Annotated in this window: 18 protein-coding genes; 13 read left to right on the top strand and 5 right to left on the bottom strand. The window is 41.6% G+C overall.

Annotated features, from left to right (window positions below; translation table 11 throughout):
• Positions 1-73 precede the first annotated feature (73 nt).
• The gene (locus AKG98_RS02235; RefSeq protein WP_067040676.1) at positions 74-1,087 is read right to left on the bottom strand and encodes a LacI family DNA-binding transcriptional regulator; all 1,014 of its coding nucleotides are present in this window, start codon (positions 1,085-1,087) and stop codon (positions 74-76) included.
• Between the two features lie 398 nt (positions 1,088-1,485).
• Between AKG98_RS02235 and gndA the strand changes: the two genes are divergently transcribed.
• The 7 genes from gndA to AKG98_RS02200 all read left to right on the top strand — a co-directional run bounded on the left by gndA (position 1,486) and on the right by AKG98_RS02200 (position 10,028).
• Positions 1,486-2,988: an NADP-dependent phosphogluconate dehydrogenase gene (gndA, locus tag AKG98_RS02230; protein ID WP_067040673.1), complete on the top strand. Its 1,503-nt coding sequence runs from the start codon at positions 1,486-1,488 to the stop codon at positions 2,986-2,988.
• Between the two features lie 138 nt (positions 2,989-3,126).
• Positions 3,127-3,888: an AzlC family ABC transporter permease gene (locus AKG98_RS02225; protein WP_067040670.1), complete on the top strand. Its 762-nt coding sequence runs from the start codon at positions 3,127-3,129 to the stop codon at positions 3,886-3,888.
• The gene (locus AKG98_RS02220) at positions 3,885-4,187 is read left to right on the top strand and encodes an AzlD domain-containing protein (RefSeq protein ID WP_067040668.1); all 303 of its coding nucleotides are present in this window, start codon (positions 3,885-3,887) and stop codon (positions 4,185-4,187) included. Before AKG98_RS02225 ends, AKG98_RS02220 begins: the two co-directional genes overlap by 4 nt.
• Positions 4,188-4,539: 352 nt before the next feature.
• Positions 4,540-6,372 carry a glutamine--fructose-6-phosphate transaminase (isomerizing) gene (gene glmS, locus AKG98_RS02215; protein ID WP_067040666.1) on the top strand — a complete coding sequence of 611 codons (1,833 nt, stop codon included), beginning with the start codon at positions 4,540-4,542 and terminating at the stop codon, positions 6,370-6,372.
• Between the two features lie 299 nt (positions 6,373-6,671).
• Positions 6,672-8,522: a copper resistance system multicopper oxidase gene (locus AKG98_RS02210; protein ID WP_067040664.1), complete on the top strand. Its 1,851-nt coding sequence runs from the start codon at positions 6,672-6,674 to the stop codon at positions 8,520-8,522.
• Positions 8,519-9,397, top strand: coding sequence for a copper resistance protein B (locus AKG98_RS02205; protein WP_067040662.1), 879 nt, complete (start codon positions 8,519-8,521; stop codon positions 9,395-9,397). The genes AKG98_RS02210 and AKG98_RS02205 overlap by 4 nt, the downstream gene beginning before the upstream one ends.
• 130 nt (positions 9,398-9,527) lie before the next feature.
• The gene (locus AKG98_RS02200; protein WP_067040661.1) at positions 9,528-10,028 is read left to right on the top strand and encodes a plastocyanin/azurin family copper-binding protein; all 501 of its coding nucleotides are present in this window, start codon (positions 9,528-9,530) and stop codon (positions 10,026-10,028) included.
• A 73-nt stretch (positions 10,029-10,101) separates the two neighbouring features.
• Here the strand turns inward: AKG98_RS02200 and AKG98_RS02195 are convergent, their stop codons facing one another.
• A complete protein-coding gene (locus tag AKG98_RS02195; RefSeq protein WP_067040659.1) occupies positions 10,102-10,446 on the bottom strand; it encodes a DUF3316 domain-containing protein in 345 nt (114 codons plus the stop codon).
• A gap of 283 nt (positions 10,447-10,729) precedes the next feature.
• Here AKG98_RS02195 and AKG98_RS02190 point away from each other — a divergent pair, with 283 nt between their 5' ends.
• From AKG98_RS02190 to AKG98_RS02165, 6 genes are all read left to right on the top strand, one after another.
• Positions 10,730-11,404 carry a heavy metal response regulator transcription factor gene (locus tag AKG98_RS02190; protein WP_067040658.1) on the top strand — a complete coding sequence of 225 codons (675 nt, stop codon included), beginning with the start codon at positions 10,730-10,732 and terminating at the stop codon, positions 11,402-11,404.
• The gene (locus tag AKG98_RS02185; RefSeq protein WP_067040655.1) at positions 11,401-12,759 is read left to right on the top strand and encodes a heavy metal sensor histidine kinase; all 1,359 of its coding nucleotides are present in this window, start codon (positions 11,401-11,403) and stop codon (positions 12,757-12,759) included. Before AKG98_RS02190 ends, AKG98_RS02185 begins: the two co-directional genes overlap by 4 nt.
• A gap of 234 nt (positions 12,760-12,993) precedes the next feature.
• Positions 12,994-13,728 carry a glutathione peroxidase gene (locus AKG98_RS02180; protein WP_067040652.1) on the top strand — a complete coding sequence of 245 codons (735 nt, stop codon included), beginning with the start codon at positions 12,994-12,996 and terminating at the stop codon, positions 13,726-13,728.
• A 262-nt stretch (positions 13,729-13,990) separates the two neighbouring features.
• Positions 13,991-15,997 (top strand): type VI secretion system Vgr family protein, encoded by a 2,007-nt coding sequence (locus AKG98_RS02175; RefSeq protein WP_067040649.1) that lies wholly within the window; start codon positions 13,991-13,993, stop codon positions 15,995-15,997.
• Positions 15,997-16,566, top strand: coding sequence for a Twin-arginine translocation pathway signal (locus tag AKG98_RS02170; protein WP_067040646.1), 570 nt, complete (start codon positions 15,997-15,999; stop codon positions 16,564-16,566). The genes AKG98_RS02175 and AKG98_RS02170 overlap by 1 nt, the downstream gene beginning before the upstream one ends.
• 1 nt (position 16,567) lies before the next feature.
• Entirely contained in the window at positions 16,568-16,864 is a 297-nt protein-coding gene (locus AKG98_RS02165) for a PAAR domain-containing protein (protein WP_067040643.1), read from the top strand.
• Here AKG98_RS02165 and AKG98_RS02160 read toward each other — a convergent pair.
• From AKG98_RS02160 to icmH, 3 genes are read right to left on the bottom strand one after another with little or no spacing between them, the layout of a single operon-like run.
• On the bottom strand, positions 16,850-17,545 hold the full coding sequence (locus AKG98_RS02160; protein ID WP_067040641.1) for an RIO1 family regulatory kinase/ATPase: 696 nt from the start codon (positions 17,543-17,545) through the stop codon (positions 16,850-16,852). The two genes, AKG98_RS02165 and AKG98_RS02160, sit on opposite strands and share 15 nt — an antisense overlap.
• A 3-nt stretch (positions 17,546-17,548) precedes the next feature.
• A complete protein-coding gene (gene tssM, locus AKG98_RS02155; RefSeq protein WP_067040639.1) occupies positions 17,549-21,004 on the bottom strand; it encodes a type VI secretion system membrane subunit TssM in 3,456 nt (1,151 codons plus the stop codon).
• Entirely contained in the window at positions 21,004-22,152 is a 1,149-nt protein-coding gene (icmH, locus tag AKG98_RS02150; protein WP_067040637.1) for a type IVB secretion system protein IcmH/DotU, read from the bottom strand. The genes tssM and icmH overlap by 1 nt, the downstream gene beginning before the upstream one ends.

The raw sequence follows: 22,152 nt of genomic DNA, 5'->3' as shown, positions 1-22,152 counted from the left end.
CTTAACATCACTCTAAATCAACTAACGCAATGTTACCGTTAACACAATAAAACACAAGCATTATCAGTGTGACTTAGGTGCTAGCACGCTCAGAAATAATAAAACCGAGATCTAAATGCTTATTTTCAATCGGTTCATCATTGATTTTTTTAAGTAACAATTTAGCCGCTTGCTCACCTATATCAAAACGAGGGATAGATACCGACGTTAACTTTGGATTTGTCGCAGAACAAATATCAAGATCGTTAAAACCAACTAAAGCAATATCTTTCGGTACTTTCAGATTTCGACGTTGACACTCAAATAGTGCCCCTGCAGCCAAATCGTCATTACAGAAGAAGATGCAGTCAGTATCAGGCCATTCACCTAATAACTCAGTCAACATATCAGCACCCATTTGGTAAGTCGAAGCATAGGTACTGGTCACCACACGCTTATCGCTCAATTCTGTTTCCCAAATTGCTTTACGCCAACCATCTAAACGCAACTGTGCACGTAAATCCATTCGCGCACCGGCAAAACCGATATTTTTATAACCTTTACCGATTAGATGCTCGGTGATCTTATAACCCGCTAGGGCATGATCTAAACCCACTGACATATCAATCGCGTTATCATTGCATTCCATGATCTCAACAACCGGTAAGTTTGATTTACGTAATAAACGATTACTGCGTTCAGTGTGATGCGTACCAGAAATAATGATGCCATCGATACCAAACTGTAAATAGGTTTCGATTAAACGTTCTTCTTCTAATAGAGAATAGCCAGAGTGACCCAGTAAGATCTGAAAGCCTTCATTTAGCATCACATCATTAATACCGCGTACTACATCAGAAAATACACCGTTAGATAAGGAAGGGACAATCAATACAATGGTTTTACTTTGCTTAGTGCTTAACATGCTAGCTGCACGATTTGGCACATATCCCATTTGTTCAATGGCTTTGTGGATCGTCAAGCGTAATGATTCAGACACTTTCTCGGGTGTACGGATCGCTCTTGAAACAGTAATTTTTGTAACACCAACTTTATTAGCAACATCTTGTAAGGTCACGCGACCAGACTTACGACTGTTGGAACTCATACACCTAATATCCTTATTTATAAAATACTTACCTATATTACACTTATATATAATTAGGGGTAAGTAAAGTTTCCTATTAACTTTAAACCAGAAAATCTGTATAACTTTTAACATAACTGTAAATAATTTTAGTTAAACTTGTATAACTGAACAGGAAAGGCACAGGCTTAAATTCAAACTAACAATGATTATGTGAGACAGATCTCATCTCGACAATCAGATTAACCATATAGATTTTAATGATTTAAAATTAGCTCATCAAAAAATAGCGATTTAAATGAAAAAAGTAAATAACAGTAGTGTTCATATTGTATCTTTTTCTACTTTCTATATCATGCCTTAAACGACAAGGCATTAGCCCAATTCTCACCTTCATGACTTGCTAAGGCACGGACCAGATGAATAAAAATATTGATATTGCAGTAATAGGTTTAGGCGTAATGGGTGCCAACATGGCATTAAACTTAGCTGAACGTGGATTTTCCGTTGCAGCTTTTGACATTAACGAAAGCCGTCGTACTGACATCGTTAAGCGTCATCAACCTCTAACAGCAGCAAAATTAATTGCGGTTGCCGATCTTACAGAGCTAATTAACCAACTTGAAACACCACGTCGAATCGTGCTTTCTGTTCCAGCTGGTCCTGTTGTTGATATTATTTGCAATGATTTAATTGCGGCAGGCTTAGAAGCAAACGACATTGTTGTTGATACAGGTAATAGCCAATGGCGTGATTCTATTGCTCGTGCAGATACTTACGCTGGTAAGTTTAGCTTCTTCACTTGTGCTATTTCTGGCGGTGAAGTGGGTGCTCGTTTTGGTCCATCGTTAATGCCTAGTGGCGACAAAGCAGCTTGGGAATGGCTAAAACCTATGTGGCAAGCAATGTCTGCGAAAGTAGATCCTATCACAGGTGTTGAAATTGCACGTACACACGTAGATCAGCCACTACCAGAAGGTGAACCTTGTGCCGAATATATCGGTCCAATCGGTTCTGGCCATTTTGTTAAAATGGTACATAACGGTATCGAATACGCAGATATGCAAATGATTGCTGAAATTGTACAATTCATGCGTCAAATCTTAGGTATGTCAGCCGTTGAAGTTGGCGAAGTATTCAGTGAATGGAACAAAGGTAAATTACAAAGCTACCTAATCGAGATCACAGGTAACATCCTAAAAGTTGTTGATGAAGCAACAGGTAAACCTATGGTTGACGTGATCATGGATCAAGCAGGCCAAAAAGGAACGGGTAACTGGACCGCTCGTGAAGCTCTCGAGCTAGGCGTGCCAGCAAACGCAATTGCAGAATCTGTATTTGCCCGTTGCCTAAGTACACAAAAATCTATCCGTCAGGTTGGCGCGACGAAGCTTGCAGGTCCAACAGTAACGCTCGAAGATCGAAACGTGTGGTTAGAAAAACTGGCTGACGCACTCTATTGTTCAAAAATCTGTAGCTACGCACAAGGTTTTGAATTGATGTCTGCAGCACAAAAAGAACATAACTGGACGCTTGATTACGTTGCAATTGCAAAAATATGGCGTGCAGGTTGCGTGATCCGCGCTCACTTCTTAGATGATATCTCTAAAGCTTACCAAGCTGAACCTGAACTGTTAAACCTAATGTTAGCAGACCGTTTCACTAACACTTTAGCTGAAAGCCAAATGGCATGGCGTGAAGTATTAGCGAAAGCAATCATGCAAGGTATGCCAATGCCTTCAATTAGCGCAGCAATGAGCTACTACGATTGCTACCGTGAAGCAGATTCATCAGCAAGCCTTATTCAAGCAATGCGTGACTACTTTGGTGGCCACACTTACCGTCGTAAAGATCAAGATGCAAGTCAAAGCTTCCACTATGATTGGCACTTTGGCAGCGGCGAGCACAAAGCGCAGCACTAATTGATTGCTGATAAATCATAAGTAATATATCTTCGTAGATATGACGATTAAAAACCCAGTTCGCTGGGTTTTTTATTACCTCCAGTATTTTTGATATTCTCAAATACAGTGCACCACCGCCATCACAAGGATAACGCGATGCAGGCTCAACAATCCGACTCAGAACAAGTGCCACCATCTAAACTTAAATCAGCATTAAAAGGCGCGGCGGCGGCAATGCCATTAAGTATTGCGGTGATCCCTTGGGGTATTTTGGCAGGCTCTTATGCCATTGAAGCAGGGTTAGATGTCATTCAAAGCCAAGCAATGTCAGCTATTGTGTTTGCAGGCGCAGCACAACTTGTTGCGGTAGGGATGATCAAATCAGGGGTTGGACTGGCGAGTATACTATTAACTACCCTACTCATTACCTCTCGCCACTTTTTATATGGTATGGCCATGCGTCATCAAATGAGTCCCCTACCTTTACGCTGGCGACTAACATTAGGCTTTTTGCTCACCGATGAATTGTTTGCCATATGCAGTGAAACCAAACAGCATAAATTTGATCGCTGGTTTGCATTTGGGGGTGGCTTTAGTTTTTATCTTATTTGGAATATTGCTTCTGCGGTCGGTATTTTTGCTGGTAAACGGATCCCCAATTTAGATGAACTCGGTTTAGACTTCGCCATTGCTGCAACCTTCATTGCTTTAGTCGTCCCTTCCATTAAGACGCCCTCAATTTTAGTCAGTGTATTAGTGTCTTTAGTGACCGCGGTACTTTGCGAACTGTTTCATATACCCGGTGGATTATTAATTGCGGCCTTATCTGGTATGAGCGCAGGTATGTTGACAGCCAAATTAACCCATGAAACGCATCCTAATAAAACCATATTAACCAGACCAGGAGACGGCTTATGATCTGGCTTACCATCATACTTATGACAGTCATCATCTTCATTAGTCGCTATATTTTCATTGAACCTAAGCTGCCATTGCGTCTTAGCGCCAGTGTAGTGAAGTTTTTAAGTTATTCAGCCCCAGCCGTACTCACCGCTATTTTAGCGCCGATTGTATTTATCCAAGACAATACCTTGCACCTAAATTTGGATAACAGTTACCTGATTGGTGCCATTTTTGCGGTATTACTCATTCTTATTACGCGTAATACCTTACTGACAGCCATTCTTAGCATGCTACTTTTTTTCTTAATTCATTAGCTTTGTTTCATTGTTTTGTTTTAAATCACCTATTACTGACAACTTTAGATAGACAAACGAAACAAACGAAACTAATATAGCGCAACTACGAAACTTAATTGGTATTCATTGCTAAATCAAGCGGTGTAGTGGGTAAGTGAAACTAGATAAATTACTATTACGCACTATATTTAAATGAAACGTAACTAATACATTCAATGTTAAGTTACGATTGAATACTTTAATGATAAAAGTTTCGCTTTCAAAATCATTAAAACAAGTTGTATAAGGACGAACGTCGTCACGGATCGATAGACAGAACTATCACGTGGTTATTACTTGTTTAAAAAGTTTATACATTTAGGAGAAGACCATGTGTGGCATTGTTGGTGCAGTAGCGCAAAGAGATATCGCTGAAATTTTAGTTGAAGGTTTACGTCGTTTAGAATACCGCGGTTATGACTCTGCAGGTGTTGCGATTGTTGATCAAGACAATAATCTGCAGCGTGTACGTAGCCTAGGTAAAGTGCAAGAGCTAGCAAATGCCGTTGACACTGAACAGCCTGTTGGCGGTACTGGTATCGCCCATACACGTTGGGCAACACATGGTGAACCTTCACAAGCAAATGCACATCCACACGTATCAGGTGATATTGCAGTAGTACATAATGGTATTATTGAGAATCATGAGATGTTGCGTGAATTATTACAACAACGTGGTTATATTTTCCAATCTCAAACAGACACTGAAGTCATTGCGCATCTTGTTGAATGGGAGTTACGTTCAACAGATAGCCTACTTGATGCCGTTCAAAAAACAGCAGCTCAATTAGACGGTGCATACGGTACTGTAGTACTAAACCGTCTCGAACCAGGTAAATTAATTGTGGCACGTTCAGGCAGCCCAATTGTGATAGGTTTAGGTGTAGGCGAAAACTTCTTAGCATCCGACCAACTTGCACTGCTTAATGTTACTCGCCGTTTCATGTACCTTGAAGAAGGTGATGTGGCTGAAGTTACGCGTCGAGATGTGTCTGTATTTGATATTGATGGTAATCCAGTAACACGTGAAGTAACTGAATCGAATGCAGAGCATGACGCTGCTGATAAAGGTAAATTCCGCCATTTCATGCAAAAAGAGATCTTCGAACAACCTGTAGCGCTGACAAATACAATGGAAGGTCGCCTTACAGCTAACAGCGTTATTACAGAAAGTATCGGCGTTAACGCGGCTGAGATTTTAGCGAAAGTTGAACACATTCAGATCATCGCTTGTGGTACGTCTTACAACGCAGGTATGACAGCCCGTTATTGGTTTGAATCGTTAGCAAGTGTAAGTTGTGATGTCGAAATTGCATCTGAATTCCGCTACCGTAAATTTGTAACGCGTCCGAATAGCCTATTGATCACGTTATCCCAATCAGGTGAAACCGCGGATACGTTAGCAGCAATGCGTTTGGCGAAAGAAAAAGGTTACATGGCTGTAATGACCATTTGTAACGTGGCCGGTTCTTCATTAGTGCGTGAATCTGACTTTGCATTTATGACCCGTGCGGGAACCGAAATTGGTGTTGCTTCGACTAAAGCATTCACGACACAATTATCAGCATTATTAATGCTTGTAACTGCATTAGGTAAACAAAAACACGTTATCGATGCAACCAAAGAAGCTGAAATCGTCACTGCATTACATGCACTGCCAGCACAAATCGAAAATGCATTGTCATTTGATAAAGAGATTGAAGCATTAGCGGAAGATTTCGCTGATAAACACCATACCTTATTTCTTGGTCGCGGTGAGTTCTACCCTATCGCTATGGAAGCAGCGCTTAAGCTTAAAGAGATCTCTTACATTCACGCAGAAGCATATGCAGCGGGTGAATTAAAACACGGTCCTTTAGCGCTCATTGACGCTGACATGCCTGTTGTGGTTATCGCACCAACCAATGAATTATTAGAAAAACTAAAATCGAATATTGAAGAAGTTCGCGCTCGTGGCGGCCTACTTTATGTATTCGCAGATGCTGACGCTGGTTTTGTTGAATCAAAAGGCATGAAGATCATCACGATGCCGCATGTAAGTGAAATTACAGCGCCGATCTTCTACACATTACCAATGCAACTGCTTTCATATCATGTTGCACTGATTAAAGGGACAGACGTGGATCAACCACGTAACCTCGCTAAAGCGGTTACTGTAGAATAATAACTAATTAGCTAAGACCTACTTATAATTAAACCGCCAGTGAGTACTTCATTCACTGGCGGTTTTTTATTGCCCTATTTTTATCAGATCGCATCCCCGTTTCTGCCATCAAACATCTCCGAACTATACTAGTATTCTTCAAGGTGCTGCTTAATAGAGGAGTCACTACTCCCCCTATTTTATCCATATTTATCGATAATGACAAAATTGTCATTTTCTAGTCAGCTTCTAGAAAGCACCCTATTTGTAGAATAGACCATTAATAACAAGGAAATTTTGAATAAAGGAGCATAGTAAATATGAAGCATTCTTTACATTCAGCTAATTTACCACGACGTAAATTCGTGAAAGGCCTCGCCGCCGGAGGGGTGATTTTTAGTTTATATCCCCTGTTACAACCCGCTAGGGCCAGTGGACTGAATAACCTACCGAAAAACGCCCCAGTGCTGAGCGGTACTGAGTTTGATCTAGTCGTCGCGGAGTCTCAGGTTAATTTCACCGGAAAAATACGCATGGCAACCACCATCAACGGTTCTATTCCGGCTCCAACGCTGCATATGCGTGAAGGCGATATCGTGACAATACGAGTCACCAACCACTTGAAAGAACATACTTCCATTCACTGGCATGGCATGATCCTGCCTTATCAAATGGATGGTGTGCCCGGAATCAGCTTTGCTGGCATTGCGCCGGGTGAAACCTTCACTTATCAGTTCAAAGTAGAACAAAGCGGTACCTATTGGTATCACTCCCATTCCGGCATGCAAGAAATGACCGGTATGTATGGTGCTATCGTGATAGAGCCCGCAGCAGAGGATAGTATCCAAGCGGATCGTGAGCACGTGATTCTACTTTCAGACTGGACTGATGAAAACCCCTCGCAGGTTTTCGCTAAGCTAAAAACTCAGGGCGATTATTATAATTTTAATCAACCCACAGTATTCGACTTTTTCCAAGACGCCTCCGAAAATGGCCTGCAGGCCGCGGTGAAGTCACGCCAGATGTGGAATCGAATGCGCATGAGTCCCTCTGATCTCGCCGACCTCTCCGCGCAAACGCTTACATATCTCATGAATGGCACAACACCCGCAGGTAACTGGACTGGATTATTCAAACCTGGTGAGCGGGTCCGATTACGGTTTATCAATGGAGCCAGTAACAGTTTTTATGACGTGCGGATCCCAGGGCTAGCATTAACGGTAGTTCAGGCCGATGGCGTCAATGTAGAACCCATCACCGTGGATGAATTTCGCTTTGGGCCAGGTGAAACCTACGATGTACTCGTAGAACCTAGCGCTGATACCTATACCCTGTTTGCTCAATCGATGGATAGAACCGGTTATGCTCGCGGTACCTTAACGACGCAAGCAGGCCTCAGCACTGATGTTCCAGCATTAGATAAACCCGAATCACTGACCATGACCGACATGATGGGCAGTATGGGGGCAATGAGTAAGATGGATAAAATGAACGGAATGGATCATGGTTCTATGTCCGGTATGCAGCATTCTAGCGTGGATAATATGGGGGGCATGAGCGGTATGGATCATAGTTCTATGCCCGGTATGATGAGTAATATGGACCACTCGGCCATGTCAAATATGACCGCTAAGTTAGCGACAGCCAGTAAGCAGGTACGACATGCTAAAACAGAATATGGCCCCAGCGTCGATATGCGGGTCGATATGCCTCGCACCAACCTTGACGATCCCGGTGTCGGTTTACGTAATAACGGACGACGGGTATTAACCCTAGCTGATCTTAAAACCTTAGGTGGACCGATGGATCCTCGAACTGCCGAGCGTGAGATTGAACTCCATCTAACTGGTAATATGGAGCGCTATACCTGGTCTCTAGACGGGCTAGAATTCGGTAGTTCAACGCCTATTCATTTCAACTACGGCGAGCGAGTACGTATTATTTTACACAACGATACCATGATGACGCACCCTATGCATCTGCACGGTATGTGGAGCGAAGTCGAAAATCCAGATGGCAGTTTCCAGGTACGTCGCCATACCATTCCGGTACAGCCAGCACAACGTATCAGTTTTCTGGTTACTGTTGACGCACGCGGACGCTGGGCTTGGCATTGTCATCTTATGTTCCATATGGATGCGGGCATGTTCCGTGAAGTGGTGGTTTCATGAATACAATTCCCCGTACGCTCAATTCCGTCACGACTTTGATGGCAATAACGACGCTGAATCTGATTTCCTTTAGCACACAAGCAGAACCGTCACATAATATGGCTGATATGAGTAATCACAGTATGCAAATGCAAGGTGGCTCGGCCCCATCTGATGCGCGGGATCCCCACGCCTATGCAGATGGTTTTACTTTGGAATCTGGTGCTTATGCACTCCCTGGTCCACGCCAGTTAAAGTTTGCAGACGAACATAGCCGTGGCGGACTGTTAATCGATCGTCTAGAGCGAGTATTTACCAATAATGAAGATTCATGGGTCTATGACGGTCAAGTTTGGTATGGCCGGGATTATGATCGTGTAGTCGTCAAATTAGAAGGCGATATTGTCGATAGTAAACTAGAGGAATCGAATACCGAATTATTATGGAACCATGCCATCACGACGTTTTGGAATACACAATTAGGGGCTAGATATGATACTGGCGAAGGTCCGGATCAGAGCTGGTTAGCCTTTGGTATCCAAGGATTAGCCCCTTACTGGTTTGAAATTGATGCCACTGCCTATGTCAGTAACGACGGACAAACAGCCTTATCGCTAGAAGCTGAATACGAATTATTACTTACCCAGCGTTTAGTATTACAACCACGCTTGGAAATGAACCTCTATGGTAAAAATGATGCCGAGCGTAAAAGTGGTAAAGGTCTGTCTGATCTAGCCATCGGGATGCGATTACGTTACGAATTAACCCGGCAATTTGCACCTTACGTCGGCGTTGACTGGACGAAGTCCTTTGGTAATACCGCCGACTTCATTCGAGAAGATAATGCCGCAACAGAAGAAACCCGCTGGCTTGCTGGGCTCCATTTTTGGTTTTAACGCGAGTCAAATTTAATAATACCAAGTACATCTACTATATACCTAAGCCACTTCAATATGCGAGTTCAGAGACTGGCGGGAGTAGCTTGGGTATCGATCTTACTAACGATAAACAACAGAGAGTAACGACATGAAAGCAACCAAAACACTACCTATTTTGCTATTAAGCCTACTACCTAGCCTAGTGTTCGCTGGCGGAGGCCATAATACTGGTCACGATACTAACCACAACATGGCAGGTATGATGAATATGACAAATTCAGCATCCGGACAACCCGGTAAGGCGGCTGATATTACTCGGACTATCGATATCACCATGAATGACAACATGCGATTTACCCCGAGTCAGTTCCACGTTAATGCGGGAGAAACCGTACGCTTTTTTGTTAAGAATGCAGGAAGAATATCCCACGAACTGGTCATTGGTTCGGCAGAGGCTCTAGAGGAACATGCCAAAATGATGCGCGACATGCCGGGGATGGACCATGTAGAAAATAATATGTTAAGTTTGGGACCTGGCCAGCGCGGCGGATTGATATGGCAGTTCACTCAAACAGGCTATGTTGATTTTGCCTGTTTATTACCGGGACACAGAGAAGCAGGCATGAAAGGTAAAATAATGGTGATGTAATGAGCTTGCTATCAAGATAAGAAATAATTGAATTAAAAATCAGCTCCAGATCAGATCTGGAGCCTTAAAGAACCTATCGATTACTACCCGACTCTTTATAACTGTAACTTAGCTTCACTTTAGCCTGATACTTTAACGAGCCATCTGCATCTGCAAATTCATCCACATAAACACGCCCATCATTAACCCTAACCGAATTTCTGACTGTACTAACATTCACTAAATTAAGCTTTTTATAAGCCTGATTACCCGTTAACAGCTTAAGTTGTTGTAATGTATTGACCCCTTGCTCGTAAGCTTCGGCTCGGCTCTCGGTTATACCTATATATATTTCTGTATTACTCGATATTTCTCTTACAGGGGAAGCTAAAGATTGAAAGCTAAGGGTTAATGCTGTCACTAAAATTAATGTTTTCATATTGTTCACCTTAATGTGATTAGAAGATACACATCAAATACTAGTGTCCTAATCTATCATCAGCATGTCATCAATATTACAAGTTTGTCAGCTTCAAATTATCTTACTTTTCAATACTATGGCTTATGATTACATGATAAAAATGACAAAATTGTAATCTTGAAGACAGTTTTCTGTCATAAACTCACTATAATCTCCATTAGTTTATGATTAATAAATTAAAAAAGTGTCATAAAGTCTCTAACCAGTCCAACAATACGGTTGAAAAACGCGTGGGAAATCAATGAAAATTCTAATTATTGAAGATGAAGTTAAGTTAGGTAAATACCTTAAACAAGGGCTGGATGAAAGTGGTTTCAACGTAGATCTTATTGATAATGGTATTGACGGTTTACATCAGACAACCGAAGTGGAATACGACCTCGTTTTATTGGATGTTATGTTACCGGGAATGAGCGGCTGGGATATCCTAAAACGCCTACGCCTAAAACCCCAATATTTACCCGTAATAATGCTAACAGCAAGAGATGATGTGGTAGATAGGATCCAAGGTCTGGAGCTTGGCGCAGATGATTACATGAGTAAACCGTTTTCTTTCTGTGAGTTATTGGCACGAATACACAATCAATTACGCGACAAAAGTTCAACACACAGCACAATTCTCACCATCGGAGATTTAGAATTTAATCGATTAAAAAGAAAAGTAAAAAGAGACGGTGGAACAATAGACCTTACCGCTAAAGAATTCGCCTTACTTGAATTTCTACTTACTCGTCAGGGGCAAGTATTGTCTAAATCCCAGATAGCCAGCCATGTATGGGATATCAATTTTGACAGTGATACCAATATTATTGAAGTAGCAATCAAACGTTTACGTAACAAAATAGATCATGGTTTCTCATCGCCGCTGATTCATACTGTACGAGGTATGGGGTATGTGTTGGAGCTAAGATCGTGACAGGTTCTATTGCCACCAAGTTAACCTTGTATTTTACCCTGAGCTATTTTCTTATCGTGAGTGCTTCAATTGCCTTTTTTTGGTGGTTCAGCAGCCAACATTTCAATGATATGGATAAACAATACATTCTTAACAAGAGTGACATGGTAATTTCAGCTATTGATAACATAAATCAAGATCAGGATATCAATTTTAATACCATCCTTACCGATCATCCGAATACGCATGTTTTAGCCATTAACGACGCCAACCAATTAATCCCATCATCTTATCAAGGTCTTATTCTTCCATCGACACTGCGTAATGGGTCCCCAGGGCAACTTGTGAACTGGCAAGATAAGGCGGTCTACTTCAAAGGTGTTGCGACCATAACCCAAAATAAACAAGGTGATAATTTTCGTTTAATCGTAATCAGGGATGTCAGTTATCATGCTGAATTTCTAAGTAACTCAACAAAAAATATGATTTTGAGCATGGGATTGATGTTCTTTGTTCTTAGTGTAATAGGGGCTTTTGTTGCTTGGTATGGCTTGTCACCATTACGTAAATTTAGCATAGAGACCAGCAAAATAGATATCAATACCCTTGCCACTCGACTTGATCAGCAAGAATATCCCAAGGAGATGCAATCATCAATTCAAGTCTTCAACCTGATGCTCAAGCGTTTAGAGGGCTCATTCGATCAGTTATCATTCTATGCTGCAAACTTAGCTCATGAATTAAGAACTCCGCTGGCATCCATGACAGTGAGAAATCAGTGTATGTTGCAAGGTGAAAGAAGCGCACTAGAATACAAAGATACCCTAGAATCTAATATTGAAGAGTTAGAATTTCTTTCAAAAACAGTGACCGATATCCTGCTTATGGCGAAAGCCGAAAGTGAGCAACTCACCGTCAATAATGAAGTGGTCGATGTATACGAACTATCTTCTAAACTGGCTGACTATTTTCAGTTATTGGCTGATGAGAAAAACGTTAATATTATTATCAAAGGACAGGCTGAACTCAGTACCGATAGCGCACTATTACGCCGAATTATCGCTAATCTATTATCAAATGCAGTACGCCATGCCGATGATAATAGTAAAATAATAATTACGATTGGAGAAGAAAATGAAAATATCCAACTCTCCGTATCTAATTCAGGAAAGGCCATTCCAACAGATGACTGCACGCATTTGTTTGAACGAAATTTTACCCGAAATAAAAATTCAACCGTCAATATCGGGATCGGATTAACCCTATCAAGAGCGTTACTCAATGCGCTAGGCGGCCGTATTTGGGTCGAATCCGCACAACAAAGTACACAATTTTATATTCGTTTGCCTAAAACAAGCGATATTATATTGCCATAATCATGACCTATCAAAGACAAGTTAAAGCGATACATTAAGATATCGACAGGAAGTAATAGCCTACACCTATTTAAATAAAAGGTTTAATCGACTGTACCTATGTTAAATATTTTGACATAATAGCTACATCAAGACGACACAGACACAACGTCTTACCACATTTACTTTTATAGAAAACACTTTAAATCAAACAAGCAAGTTAGCTTAATTAATAGCTACGTTAAGGAATATATTATGACGACATTAGTATCGAAAGAAGGCCAAGCGGTTCCACAAGTTACATTCCCTATTCGCCAAGGCGATGCATGGGTAAACCGTACAACAGAAGAACTTTTTGCAAACAAAACTGTGATTGTATTCAGCCTGCCAGGCGCATTCACACCAACGTGTTCTTCAAGCCATTTACCACGTTACAACGAATTAGCTAACGTTTTTTCAGCACACGGTGTGGACGAAATATTATGTGTATCAGTAAACGATACCTTTGTAATGAACGCATGGAAAGATGACCAAGAAGCAGACAACATTACCTTCATTCCAGACGGTAATGGTGAATTCTCTGCAGGCATGGGTATGTTAGTCGACAAATCTGACATCGGCTTTGGCAAACGTTCATGGCGTTACAGCATGCTGGTTAAAAACGGCGTGGTAGCAAAAATGTTTATCGAAGCTGACGAACCAGGCGACCCGTTCAACGTTTCTGATGCAGATACTATGCTAGGTTATGTGGCTCCTGAATACAAAGTACAAGAGTCAATCACCGTATTTACTAAACCGGGTTGCCCGTTCTGTGCAAAAGCAAAACAAACGTTAATCGACCAAGGTCTGAACTACGAAGAAGTGGTATTAGGTAAAGACGCAACAACAGTAAGTCTACGTGCAGTAACAGGTCGCAGCACAGTGCCACAAATATTTATCGGTGGTAAACACATCGGTGGTAGCGAAGAATTAGAGAAGCACTTCGCTTAATCATTCGATTTAATATTATCGGATAAGACACTAACGAATAGCCATACTCACATGCCATTATTCGTCATCGAAGGAAGCTGAAATGCTTCCTTTTTTCGTATCAAAAATACAGCGCTGCCCCCCTTTACCCACAAGATACAACGCTCACAAACGCTTACATAAAAGCAATCCTGCATTATTTTTTCTTATGTTAGGATTTAGTGCGAATTGATATAACAAATAGTAACCATCGCATGGTAAAAAATAGTAACAAGGGTCCATTATGACAGCTTCAGCATATACTCAAAAACACAGGCCAACACTGGCTAAGTTAGACGGTAAAGGCCCTTATATTGTCACCGACTTAACCGTTACAGAACAGATATTTTCACGTTCCGATTATGCCGCAGTATTAATATCCAAAGACAAGATATCAGAATCCTTATTAGGCAAAGCGATAGATCTCAGCTACTCACCGGGTCTCGAAGGAAACAGAAAAGAAGCGCGCCGTTTTCATGCATTAGTCTCATCGATAGAAAGTCTCAGTTTTGATCCTGCAAAAGCGCTTTACACCTACCGTATCGAAGCGATAGATCCATTGTCCGTATTTAACTATCGCGTATCGAGTCGTACTTTCCAAGACATGACCAGCAAACAAATCATTGAAAAGGTCTTGTCCGACTCCGGTTTAAAAAGCTATTTCAAACTATCAATGCGTAGTGCTGGTAGTAAGCACTCCTATTGTATCCAATTTAACGAAAACGATTACGATTTCTTAAGACGAATGATGGCAAGAGAAGGCTGGCATTATCACAGTGATCATAACGGAAATCAGCCGTGTATTATCATCGGTGATAACAATCAAGACTTTGCAAATCTAGATAACAGCAAAATTCCGTTTATTACAGGTGCGAAAGATAAAACACACGCCATCATACATTGGCACTCACGTTGTATCCTTGGCGTAAGCAAATTATCACTTGGCGATCACAATGCCGAACTCGCCGAATGCCTGTCGAGTGGCAATAGGACAACGACCAATAGCGTTAAAAATAATGCCTTAACACAATACTTTTTTGGTCAGGGACATAGCGATAAAAATACCATCAGAGATTCAGCTAAGCGCCAAATGGAAAGCATCGATACACAAAAAATAAATATTACGGCACAATCATCCATCCCGGCATTAGGGGCTGGATTACGTTTTACACTAACTGACCACAGTGACAGTGAGCACAATCAAGAATACGTGGTGACACAAGCAGAGCATCATTTCTCAGCAACAGAAAGCGGTCATAAAACCGAATACACCAATACATTTCAATGTATGCCTGCATCCATTTTATGGCGTCCACCCTTCTTGCCAAAACCACAAATCCACAGTGTACAAAGTGCAGAAGTCACCGGGCCAAATGGTGAAGAAACAAATCAAGATAAACAAGGACGAATTAAAATCCACTTTCATTGGGACCTGCAAGGTAAAAAAGACGAAAAAAGCTCGTGCTGGGTACCCGTTTCTCAAGCCACTGCCAGTAACGGATTTGGCGTGCAATTTATTCCTCGTGTTGGTGACGAAGTATTAATTAACTTTATTGATGGCGATCCTGACCGCCCTGTTGTTTGTGGCTCTATCTACACAGGGAAAAATAAACCGCCCTACAGCGCAGCAACACAATCAGGGATCAAAACCAGAAGCACACCGAAAGGTAATGCTAGTACTGCAAATGAACTCAGATTCGAAGACAAAAAAGACAAAGAAGAAATATTTTTACAAGCCGAAAAAGATCTGACCATCAATGTAAAGCAAAATAGCAAAAAAACCGTCACTGGTACGTCGTTATTAACCGTCGAAAAAACAATAAATATCAGCAGTAAAGAAGCGACAAGCCTAGAAAGTAAAGATGCCTTATCAACTAAATCTGTAAAAGATACGAATATAGCGTCAGATGCGAACATCAGTTTAGATGCAGGTAAAAATGCCAACATGAGTGCAACTTCTGCGATCAAGATTGATGGTCAGACAATTGAATTAAAAGGTAAAACAAAAATAACGTTATCCGTCGGGGGCAGCAGTATCGAAATAAGTCCAAGCGGTATAAAAATAACGGGCCCACAGATCGCAATCGAAGGACAAGGTAGTGCGACCCTCAAAGCCACTATCGTCACTGTCGAAAGCAAAGCAAAAACAGATATTAAAGGTGCACTAGTCGGCATTAATGGCAGTGCAATGACACAAATTAAAGCAGGGGCCATGGTTCAAATACAGGGCGCGATTACAAAGGTAAACTAATGCATTATTTAAAGATCCCACACCAGCATGCACAAGACATTTTATCTTTGTATGAAGCAAGTGATGAAATAACCGCGCTCGCCGCGCAACATCTTACGCCCGCAGCGGTCATCGATATGGCCATTGCAGCTGAACTCTTTGCCGACACCGCCTTATTCCTTGCGCATGCATTACCGGTTCGAGAAGCAATCTGGTGGGCATGTTGCTGCGCCAGTCAACGCAGCGACTGGAATGAAGACGAAGCCAATGCGATTCGTTCTGCCAAAGCATGGGTTCATGAACCCGATGAAACAGCACGTCGATTTGCCGAAGATATGGCAAAAAAAGCAGATTTACAAACCGGTGCGGGTTGGGTTGCTCAGGCTGCATTCTGGAGCGGTGGTAGTATGACGGCTCCGTGCGAACCCATTGTACAGCCGCCTGAATACTTATATTCACAAGCAGTCGCAGGGGCGGTTAACTTAACTGCAGCCCTGCCTGATGGCGAGCATGCCACAGAACGATATGAACACTATTTTAAGCTTGGATTACATATTGCCCAAGGTGGCAATGGTAAGTTAGGAGAATAATATGTTACCAGCAGCACGCGCGACCGACATGCATATATGTCCAATGCAAACACCCGCATTAGTACCGATCCCACATGTTGGCGGGCCGCTGCTACCACTGCCGACAACCGTATTAATCGGTAATTTACCCGCGGCGACCGTAGGACAAATATGTATGTGTGTTGGCCCACCCGACAGTGTAGTAAAAGGCAGTGCTACGGTTTTAATCAACAATAAACCCGCAGCAAGAATGGGTGATACAACTGCTCATGGCGGTACCATTATCATGGGGATGCCAACAGTATTAATTGGCGGATAATTCAGTCTTATCATACAAAGATAAATCATCCGGTTTATCTTTCATTTTTGTAAGCCAATTAAGCCAACGCGTTAATAACTGCTGTTCCGGCAAGGTTAAATCCGAATTATATAACTGCAATAACCACTGATAAAAAGCATACCAATCATCCTGAGGGAGCACGATGTGCGACTGTTCATAACGATCTGCGGAACAAAAACCTGGGGTAACTTGCCATGATGACAAGTTCGATAATGCCGTACCAGACGGTAATGCAGAACCACAATCAATTAACGATATTTCACCCTTATCCACATTATAGATCACATTCGATGGCTTAATATCGCCATGCACCCAACCTTGCGCATGCATCGCCATAATCGCACGTACTATCTGTGGTACAAGTGGCAGAAATTCACTTGTTTGATGCACAGTAAAAGATAGTAATGACTCCCCTTCAATGAATGGCATCAATAATAAATTTTCCGCCTTTAAATACTCCCTCACAGGGCGAATGTAATACGAGTGACAGTCAGTTAAACAGAGTAACTCTCGTTCTATTGCAATGGGCTCTGCCCGCTTCAGCACCACATACTCTGATGCTGAAGCAGATTGGCTATCTCGAACCATCCATGTCGTCGATGACAGTAATTTAATTACTGTAAAACGAGAAGCAAGTCGACCGTTTATCGCGCCTGTCATCCTTTATAAACGCGCTGGTAAGCCAAAGCGGGTAAACAAGTACTTATCAAAGATTTGGTTACTGCCTCTCAGGCTATATTGCAAGACGATGTTCTCATTATTAAGCGTGTAGGTTAACTTCTTAATGCGTCGATCACCCGTTGCACTCGTACGTCCATCAAATAAGGCTCTGAACAGCGCCCATTGTCCTGAATATGACTTACTCGCGACACGGTTCTCACCACTAAAGAAGTTCACCGACATGTAATCATCTTCACCGATTGATGGCCATGCAATGCTTTGCCATAATCGAGGGCCATGGCGATACGAGAATATGTTTTCTGTTTCCATGATATTAAATTGCGTCACAGAGGTACTCATCGAACTCGCTTTTAACTTCAACGTCATTGCTAGCTCTTGCCCTGACACACCGAAGAACAACTCTCTAATCGTTTTTGCCTGCTTAAGTTGCTGCAAGCTTTTCGCATTGATTGGCAGTTTTTCACCATCAAATTCAGCCAATTTTAAGGTGCCATTATCCCAATATGTAAAGGGATGAAGCACTTCACTGACAAACTTATCTATACGTCCTTCTGGCTTGAACATCAATGCAAAATCATCAATAGCAACTTCGCCACGTCCTGTTAACAAAAATGGGAAACGTCCTTCAACCGCTTGGCGATAAAACCCATATACTTGCTCTTTCCATTGCTGATTAACATGCTCTGCACTGCCGTTGATCACACTCTTCCATGACTGCGCGTACAAGGATTTAATCCAGTTTGCCACTTGGTTCGGCGAACGACTTGATTGACGACGGAAATTAACCAGTATATCTTGGCTTCCTGACGCATGAGCTTGCGCATACTGATATAACGCACGGCTTGGATCGCCACTTGATAACGCAGTATCGAAATACGTATTCAATTGATCTAATTCAGCCATCAATTCATCTACGGGTGTTGTTTTACCTTTGCTCGCCATGAAGATTGAATAAGGGCTAAACGCCTCATTAACAACATACGAAGGCTGTAAGCGTAATAATTTATCACCCGCAAGGCGATTAACTCTTTCAACTTTCTTCAATACCGATGCCGTTTTTTTCAAGCCTAATTTACCGACAACCTTTGCGTTAGGTGCACCCTCAGCATTTTTAGCAAGTGTGGTATTAACAATCAATGCATCAAGCACATCAATAATCGGGCTACTGGCGGGTGAACGCGCAGTTTTAACCGCATAAGCAAGATCATCGATCGTATTAAATGGCTTCACTTCGATGTGGTTAATAAGCTCTTTCCACTGATATATGTAATCCGCATAATACAGACGCTGTATCTTCTTACTCAGATCTACAAGCTCAGAAATAGACGCACCCGACATATCCCCTTGAATACTTTTAAATTCATTCAGCTGCTTTTTAAGTAATCTTGATTTCGCACTCAGATCGATATTTGCTTGTCCCTGACGAGTAAATAACTCAGGCAATAAATAACCGTTAAATCCGGCTTTAAATTGAAAGAGCACATCAAACTTATCCCCTAATTGACGACGCGTATCAACGCGATTACGGTATTCAGGGAGTGATTTTATGCGAGTGTAAATCAGGCGCTCTGGTGACAAACCTTCTAAATTTTGCGTTGCCACCGAAATCAAATCATCACTCGGAACAAGCACCGTCTCATAATCACTACTGAATAAATCTTCCATTAACATGGTCAACGTTTCTATATTATCCAGCGAAATATCACCTTGTTCATTTAGCGTTTCAACCAAATAAGCTAATAATTCAGTCATGTCTAAACGTTGCTTATCAAACAACATTTGATAATAACGCAGCACTTCAAATATCTTGCTAGGATTGCCTAAATTAACATATACATACAGTTCACTACTTAATACTTCAGCCAACTGAGGTAACAAGAACATCTGTAATTGGGCTTCATAGCTCAAGTAGATTTGTTCCGTCGTGTTAGGCTGATTAACACTGATACGTTGATACAAAGGCGTAGGTTTACGCCCTTCTTCAACCACCAGGCGCAATTCATTTAACACTGGAATAATGTCTTCAAAACCAACGTCAGTATTACGTAATCGTTCCATGTCTTGCTGGTACAATGCTAATTGAGTGACTGCATGGTTTCGATAATCTTCATCTTTATTCCAGTTATCGCGCAACAGTAAGCCAAGTACAACAATCATCCCGATAAAACCTAACATCATCGATATTCGCGATACAAGGTAACTATAATGACGCAGCTGGTTAACACCAACAATACTCGATTCAGGTAATACAGTCTGCTGTAATATGTTTACTGAGAACAACTGCTTACGGCCTGATAATTGTTCTCTTGTCGTATTCGCATTAAACGCACTGCTGCTAGCGACGAGTTGTGTCAGTAAATCGTGACTGTTGCCACCTTGCTGTGTCGAACATAAATACATGCCTCTTAGCCACACAACATCTCGAACCCTATTTTCCCGACTTATTCCCTCTAAGAACTCGGTAACTTGCTCAAAGAAAAGACGTAACTGATAAGGGAGTGCAACAATAGAATGCGCATCCTCTTGACGTGTTTCTCGTAATGATTGGAATTGCTGCTGAGCTAACACATCGAGTAATTTCTGACATTCCAGCTCAAACATGCTGACTTCAAATCGATGGTCATCCGTGTTTGGAAACGTAATACCCAAAGGTCGATCGATATCGCATCCCGAGTTACTCGAGAAAAATTCAACAAAATCAGCAATCGTATCTGACTTCGTGAACAATGTATAAACAGGCAACGCTAACCCACAATGCTCGCCGAGTGTTAAAATAGCATCTTGTAAATTTGAGCTAAGAGATAAACGTGCTTTTTTATCCCCCGTTAATAATCGCTCACAGCTAATCGCGACTAACACGCCATTGACTGCTTGACGAGGTCGGTATTTCATTAATTGCTGAGCAAATACACGCCACAACGCGTCATCAATACCGTCTCGATCGAATAATCGGTGGTCGACTTCAATAACCACCATGTTTTCATTACTCCAAAACCGCATATATTGTGAAGTTTCACTTTTATCACGATCGCGATAGTTAACCGGCTCTAGGTTATTTTGGTGTAGTAAGCTACTTTTAGCATCATCTTCACCTCCAATCAAAACATACCAAGGCAGTTCATACAAACTACTAAGCTTACTACCCTTATGCCCTTTCAACTTTATAACAGCCGACTTAAACAGTGAATTAATGATTTTCACATCTTGTTTAAATAAAATAACTTGCTCATGGACAGCCGACTTTTCTTCACGCAGGTGTTGCCAAACCGCAACCACGAGGGCTATCGCAATCAACCCCCCTCCAAAAATCGTAACCACCAGCCTTACTAATTTATCCCCTTCATCTAAGGTTGGGAGGTATATCCAGCTAAGTCCGGTACAAATCAATAACGCTAACGCAATGAGTAAACACGCTATTTTTAATGTTATTTTTTTCATTATTTATCATCTACCTTATGACTACGGCGTATAACTGCATTTAATCCAAAGCGAGCATTAATTTCATTTTTTAAAAGTTTCGCCTTTGCTAAATCGCGATTGTTCGGAATAAATAATTCCACACCGGTAGGCACTTCGTTTAATACCACTTTATACCCAATAGCTTGTATGTCTTTCTCTAACCGCGCAGCGCTGGCTTTCGTCGCAAAATTCGCAACCACGATATTCCACGAGATTGTATCGATAAGCCCAGTCGGTTTCACGCTCACTGCTTCTTGCACTTCAATACCTAAGTCTTCAGGCGTACTGGTGTAAATCAAATCATTGTTATTAGTGCTATTGATAAAACCAGCCATATCCAACGAACTAAATGCGATTAAGGTTGATTGACTACGCTGGTCATACCAAAATTCTGAAAAACAATACGTACTGATAATTAATAATACGCCAATCCAAGATAATTTAACCGCACTGATAAATCGCCAAGGCGAGGTCGTTTCCGGCATCGAAATCGGCGTTGGCGGTTCCAGTATGGATTCGCTACGGTAGTGTCGGATCGTACTGTAAAGCTCAGACTGTAACTCATTCATTTTCTGGCGATTATCATGACGATACTTGCCTAAAAAACCGAGCATAATCAACACATATTGAAGCTCTAAGAAGTCCACCAGCTTTGCAGGTTGACGGCCTGCTTGTTCAAGCAGTTGGAAGAAAACCTCACCACCATTACGTTGGCTAAAGACCTTACTGAGTAATGAATGATTTTCCCAACGAGCCACTTCGCCCCACGAGGTATACAAGATCAATTCATCAAACGCCGCGCATAATATAAAGCAAACCTTTTCAATCACACTTGGGTGATAATCTAAAAACAACCCTTTGCGTTTAAAGTCTGCGATACCATCCAGCAATTGTTGACGAAAGGCATTAATATCTAAAGGTGAGGTTTGTCTTTCAACACTTGCCAAAATACCCAGTAATTCACTGCATTCTTTTAAGATTGGATTGTTATAATTCGCTAATTGAGCGATTAACTTTTCCGAGCCTCTTAAATCAAGCTGTACCTCACTACTCGTTTTCACTGCTTTACGCGGACTGTTACTGCGACGAATTGAAATCGTCGGTTGTTCATTAAATAATGATGTCAT

The organism is Moritella sp. JT01 (assembly GCF_001574435.1).
GTDB lineage: Bacteria > Pseudomonadota > Gammaproteobacteria > Enterobacterales > Moritellaceae > Moritella.
Note: the sequence above shows the minus strand (reverse complement) of the source record. Positions and strands in the feature narration are given on the sequence as shown.

Bases quoted from the DNA above. Each gene is read 5' to 3' on its own strand.
- AKG98_RS02235 (WP_067040676.1), bottom strand. From the start codon at position 1,087: ATGAGTTCCAACAGTCGTAAGTCTGGTCGCGTGACCTTACAAGATGTT.
- gndA (WP_067040673.1), top strand. From the start codon at position 1,486: ATGAATAAAAATATTGATATTGCAGTAATAGGTTTAGGCGTAATGGGT.
- AKG98_RS02225 (WP_067040670.1), top strand. From the start codon at position 3,127: ATGCAGGCTCAACAATCCGACTCAGAACAAGTGCCACCATCTAAACTT.
- AKG98_RS02220 (WP_067040668.1), top strand. From the start codon at position 3,885: ATGATCTGGCTTACCATCATACTTATGACAGTCATCATCTTCATTAGT.
- glmS (WP_067040666.1), top strand. From the start codon at position 4,540: ATGTGTGGCATTGTTGGTGCAGTAGCGCAAAGAGATATCGCTGAAATT.
- AKG98_RS02210 (WP_067040664.1), top strand. From the start codon at position 6,672: ATGAAGCATTCTTTACATTCAGCTAATTTACCACGACGTAAATTCGTG.
- AKG98_RS02205 (WP_067040662.1), top strand. From the start codon at position 8,519: ATGAATACAATTCCCCGTACGCTCAATTCCGTCACGACTTTGATGGCA.
- AKG98_RS02200 (WP_067040661.1), top strand. From the start codon at position 9,528: ATGAAAGCAACCAAAACACTACCTATTTTGCTATTAAGCCTACTACCT.
- AKG98_RS02195 (WP_067040659.1), bottom strand. From the start codon at position 10,446: ATGAAAACATTAATTTTAGTGACAGCATTAACCCTTAGCTTTCAATCT.
- AKG98_RS02190 (WP_067040658.1), top strand. From the start codon at position 10,730: ATGAAAATTCTAATTATTGAAGATGAAGTTAAGTTAGGTAAATACCTT.
- AKG98_RS02180 (WP_067040652.1), top strand. From the start codon at position 12,994: ATGACGACATTAGTATCGAAAGAAGGCCAAGCGGTTCCACAAGTTACA.
- AKG98_RS02175 (WP_067040649.1), top strand. From the start codon at position 13,991: ATGACAGCTTCAGCATATACTCAAAAACACAGGCCAACACTGGCTAAG.
- AKG98_RS02170 (WP_067040646.1), top strand. From the start codon at position 15,997: ATGCATTATTTAAAGATCCCACACCAGCATGCACAAGACATTTTATCT.
- AKG98_RS02165 (WP_067040643.1), top strand. From the start codon at position 16,568: ATGTTACCAGCAGCACGCGCGACCGACATGCATATATGTCCAATGCAA.
- AKG98_RS02160 (WP_067040641.1), bottom strand. From the start codon at position 17,545: ATGACAGGCGCGATAAACGGTCGACTTGCTTCTCGTTTTACAGTAATT.
- tssM (WP_067040639.1), bottom strand. From the start codon at position 21,004: ATGAAAAAAATAACATTAAAAATAGCGTGTTTACTCATTGCGTTAGCG.
- icmH (WP_067040637.1), bottom strand. From the start codon at position 22,152: ATGACATCATTATTTAATGAACAACCGACGATTTCAATTCGTCGCAGT.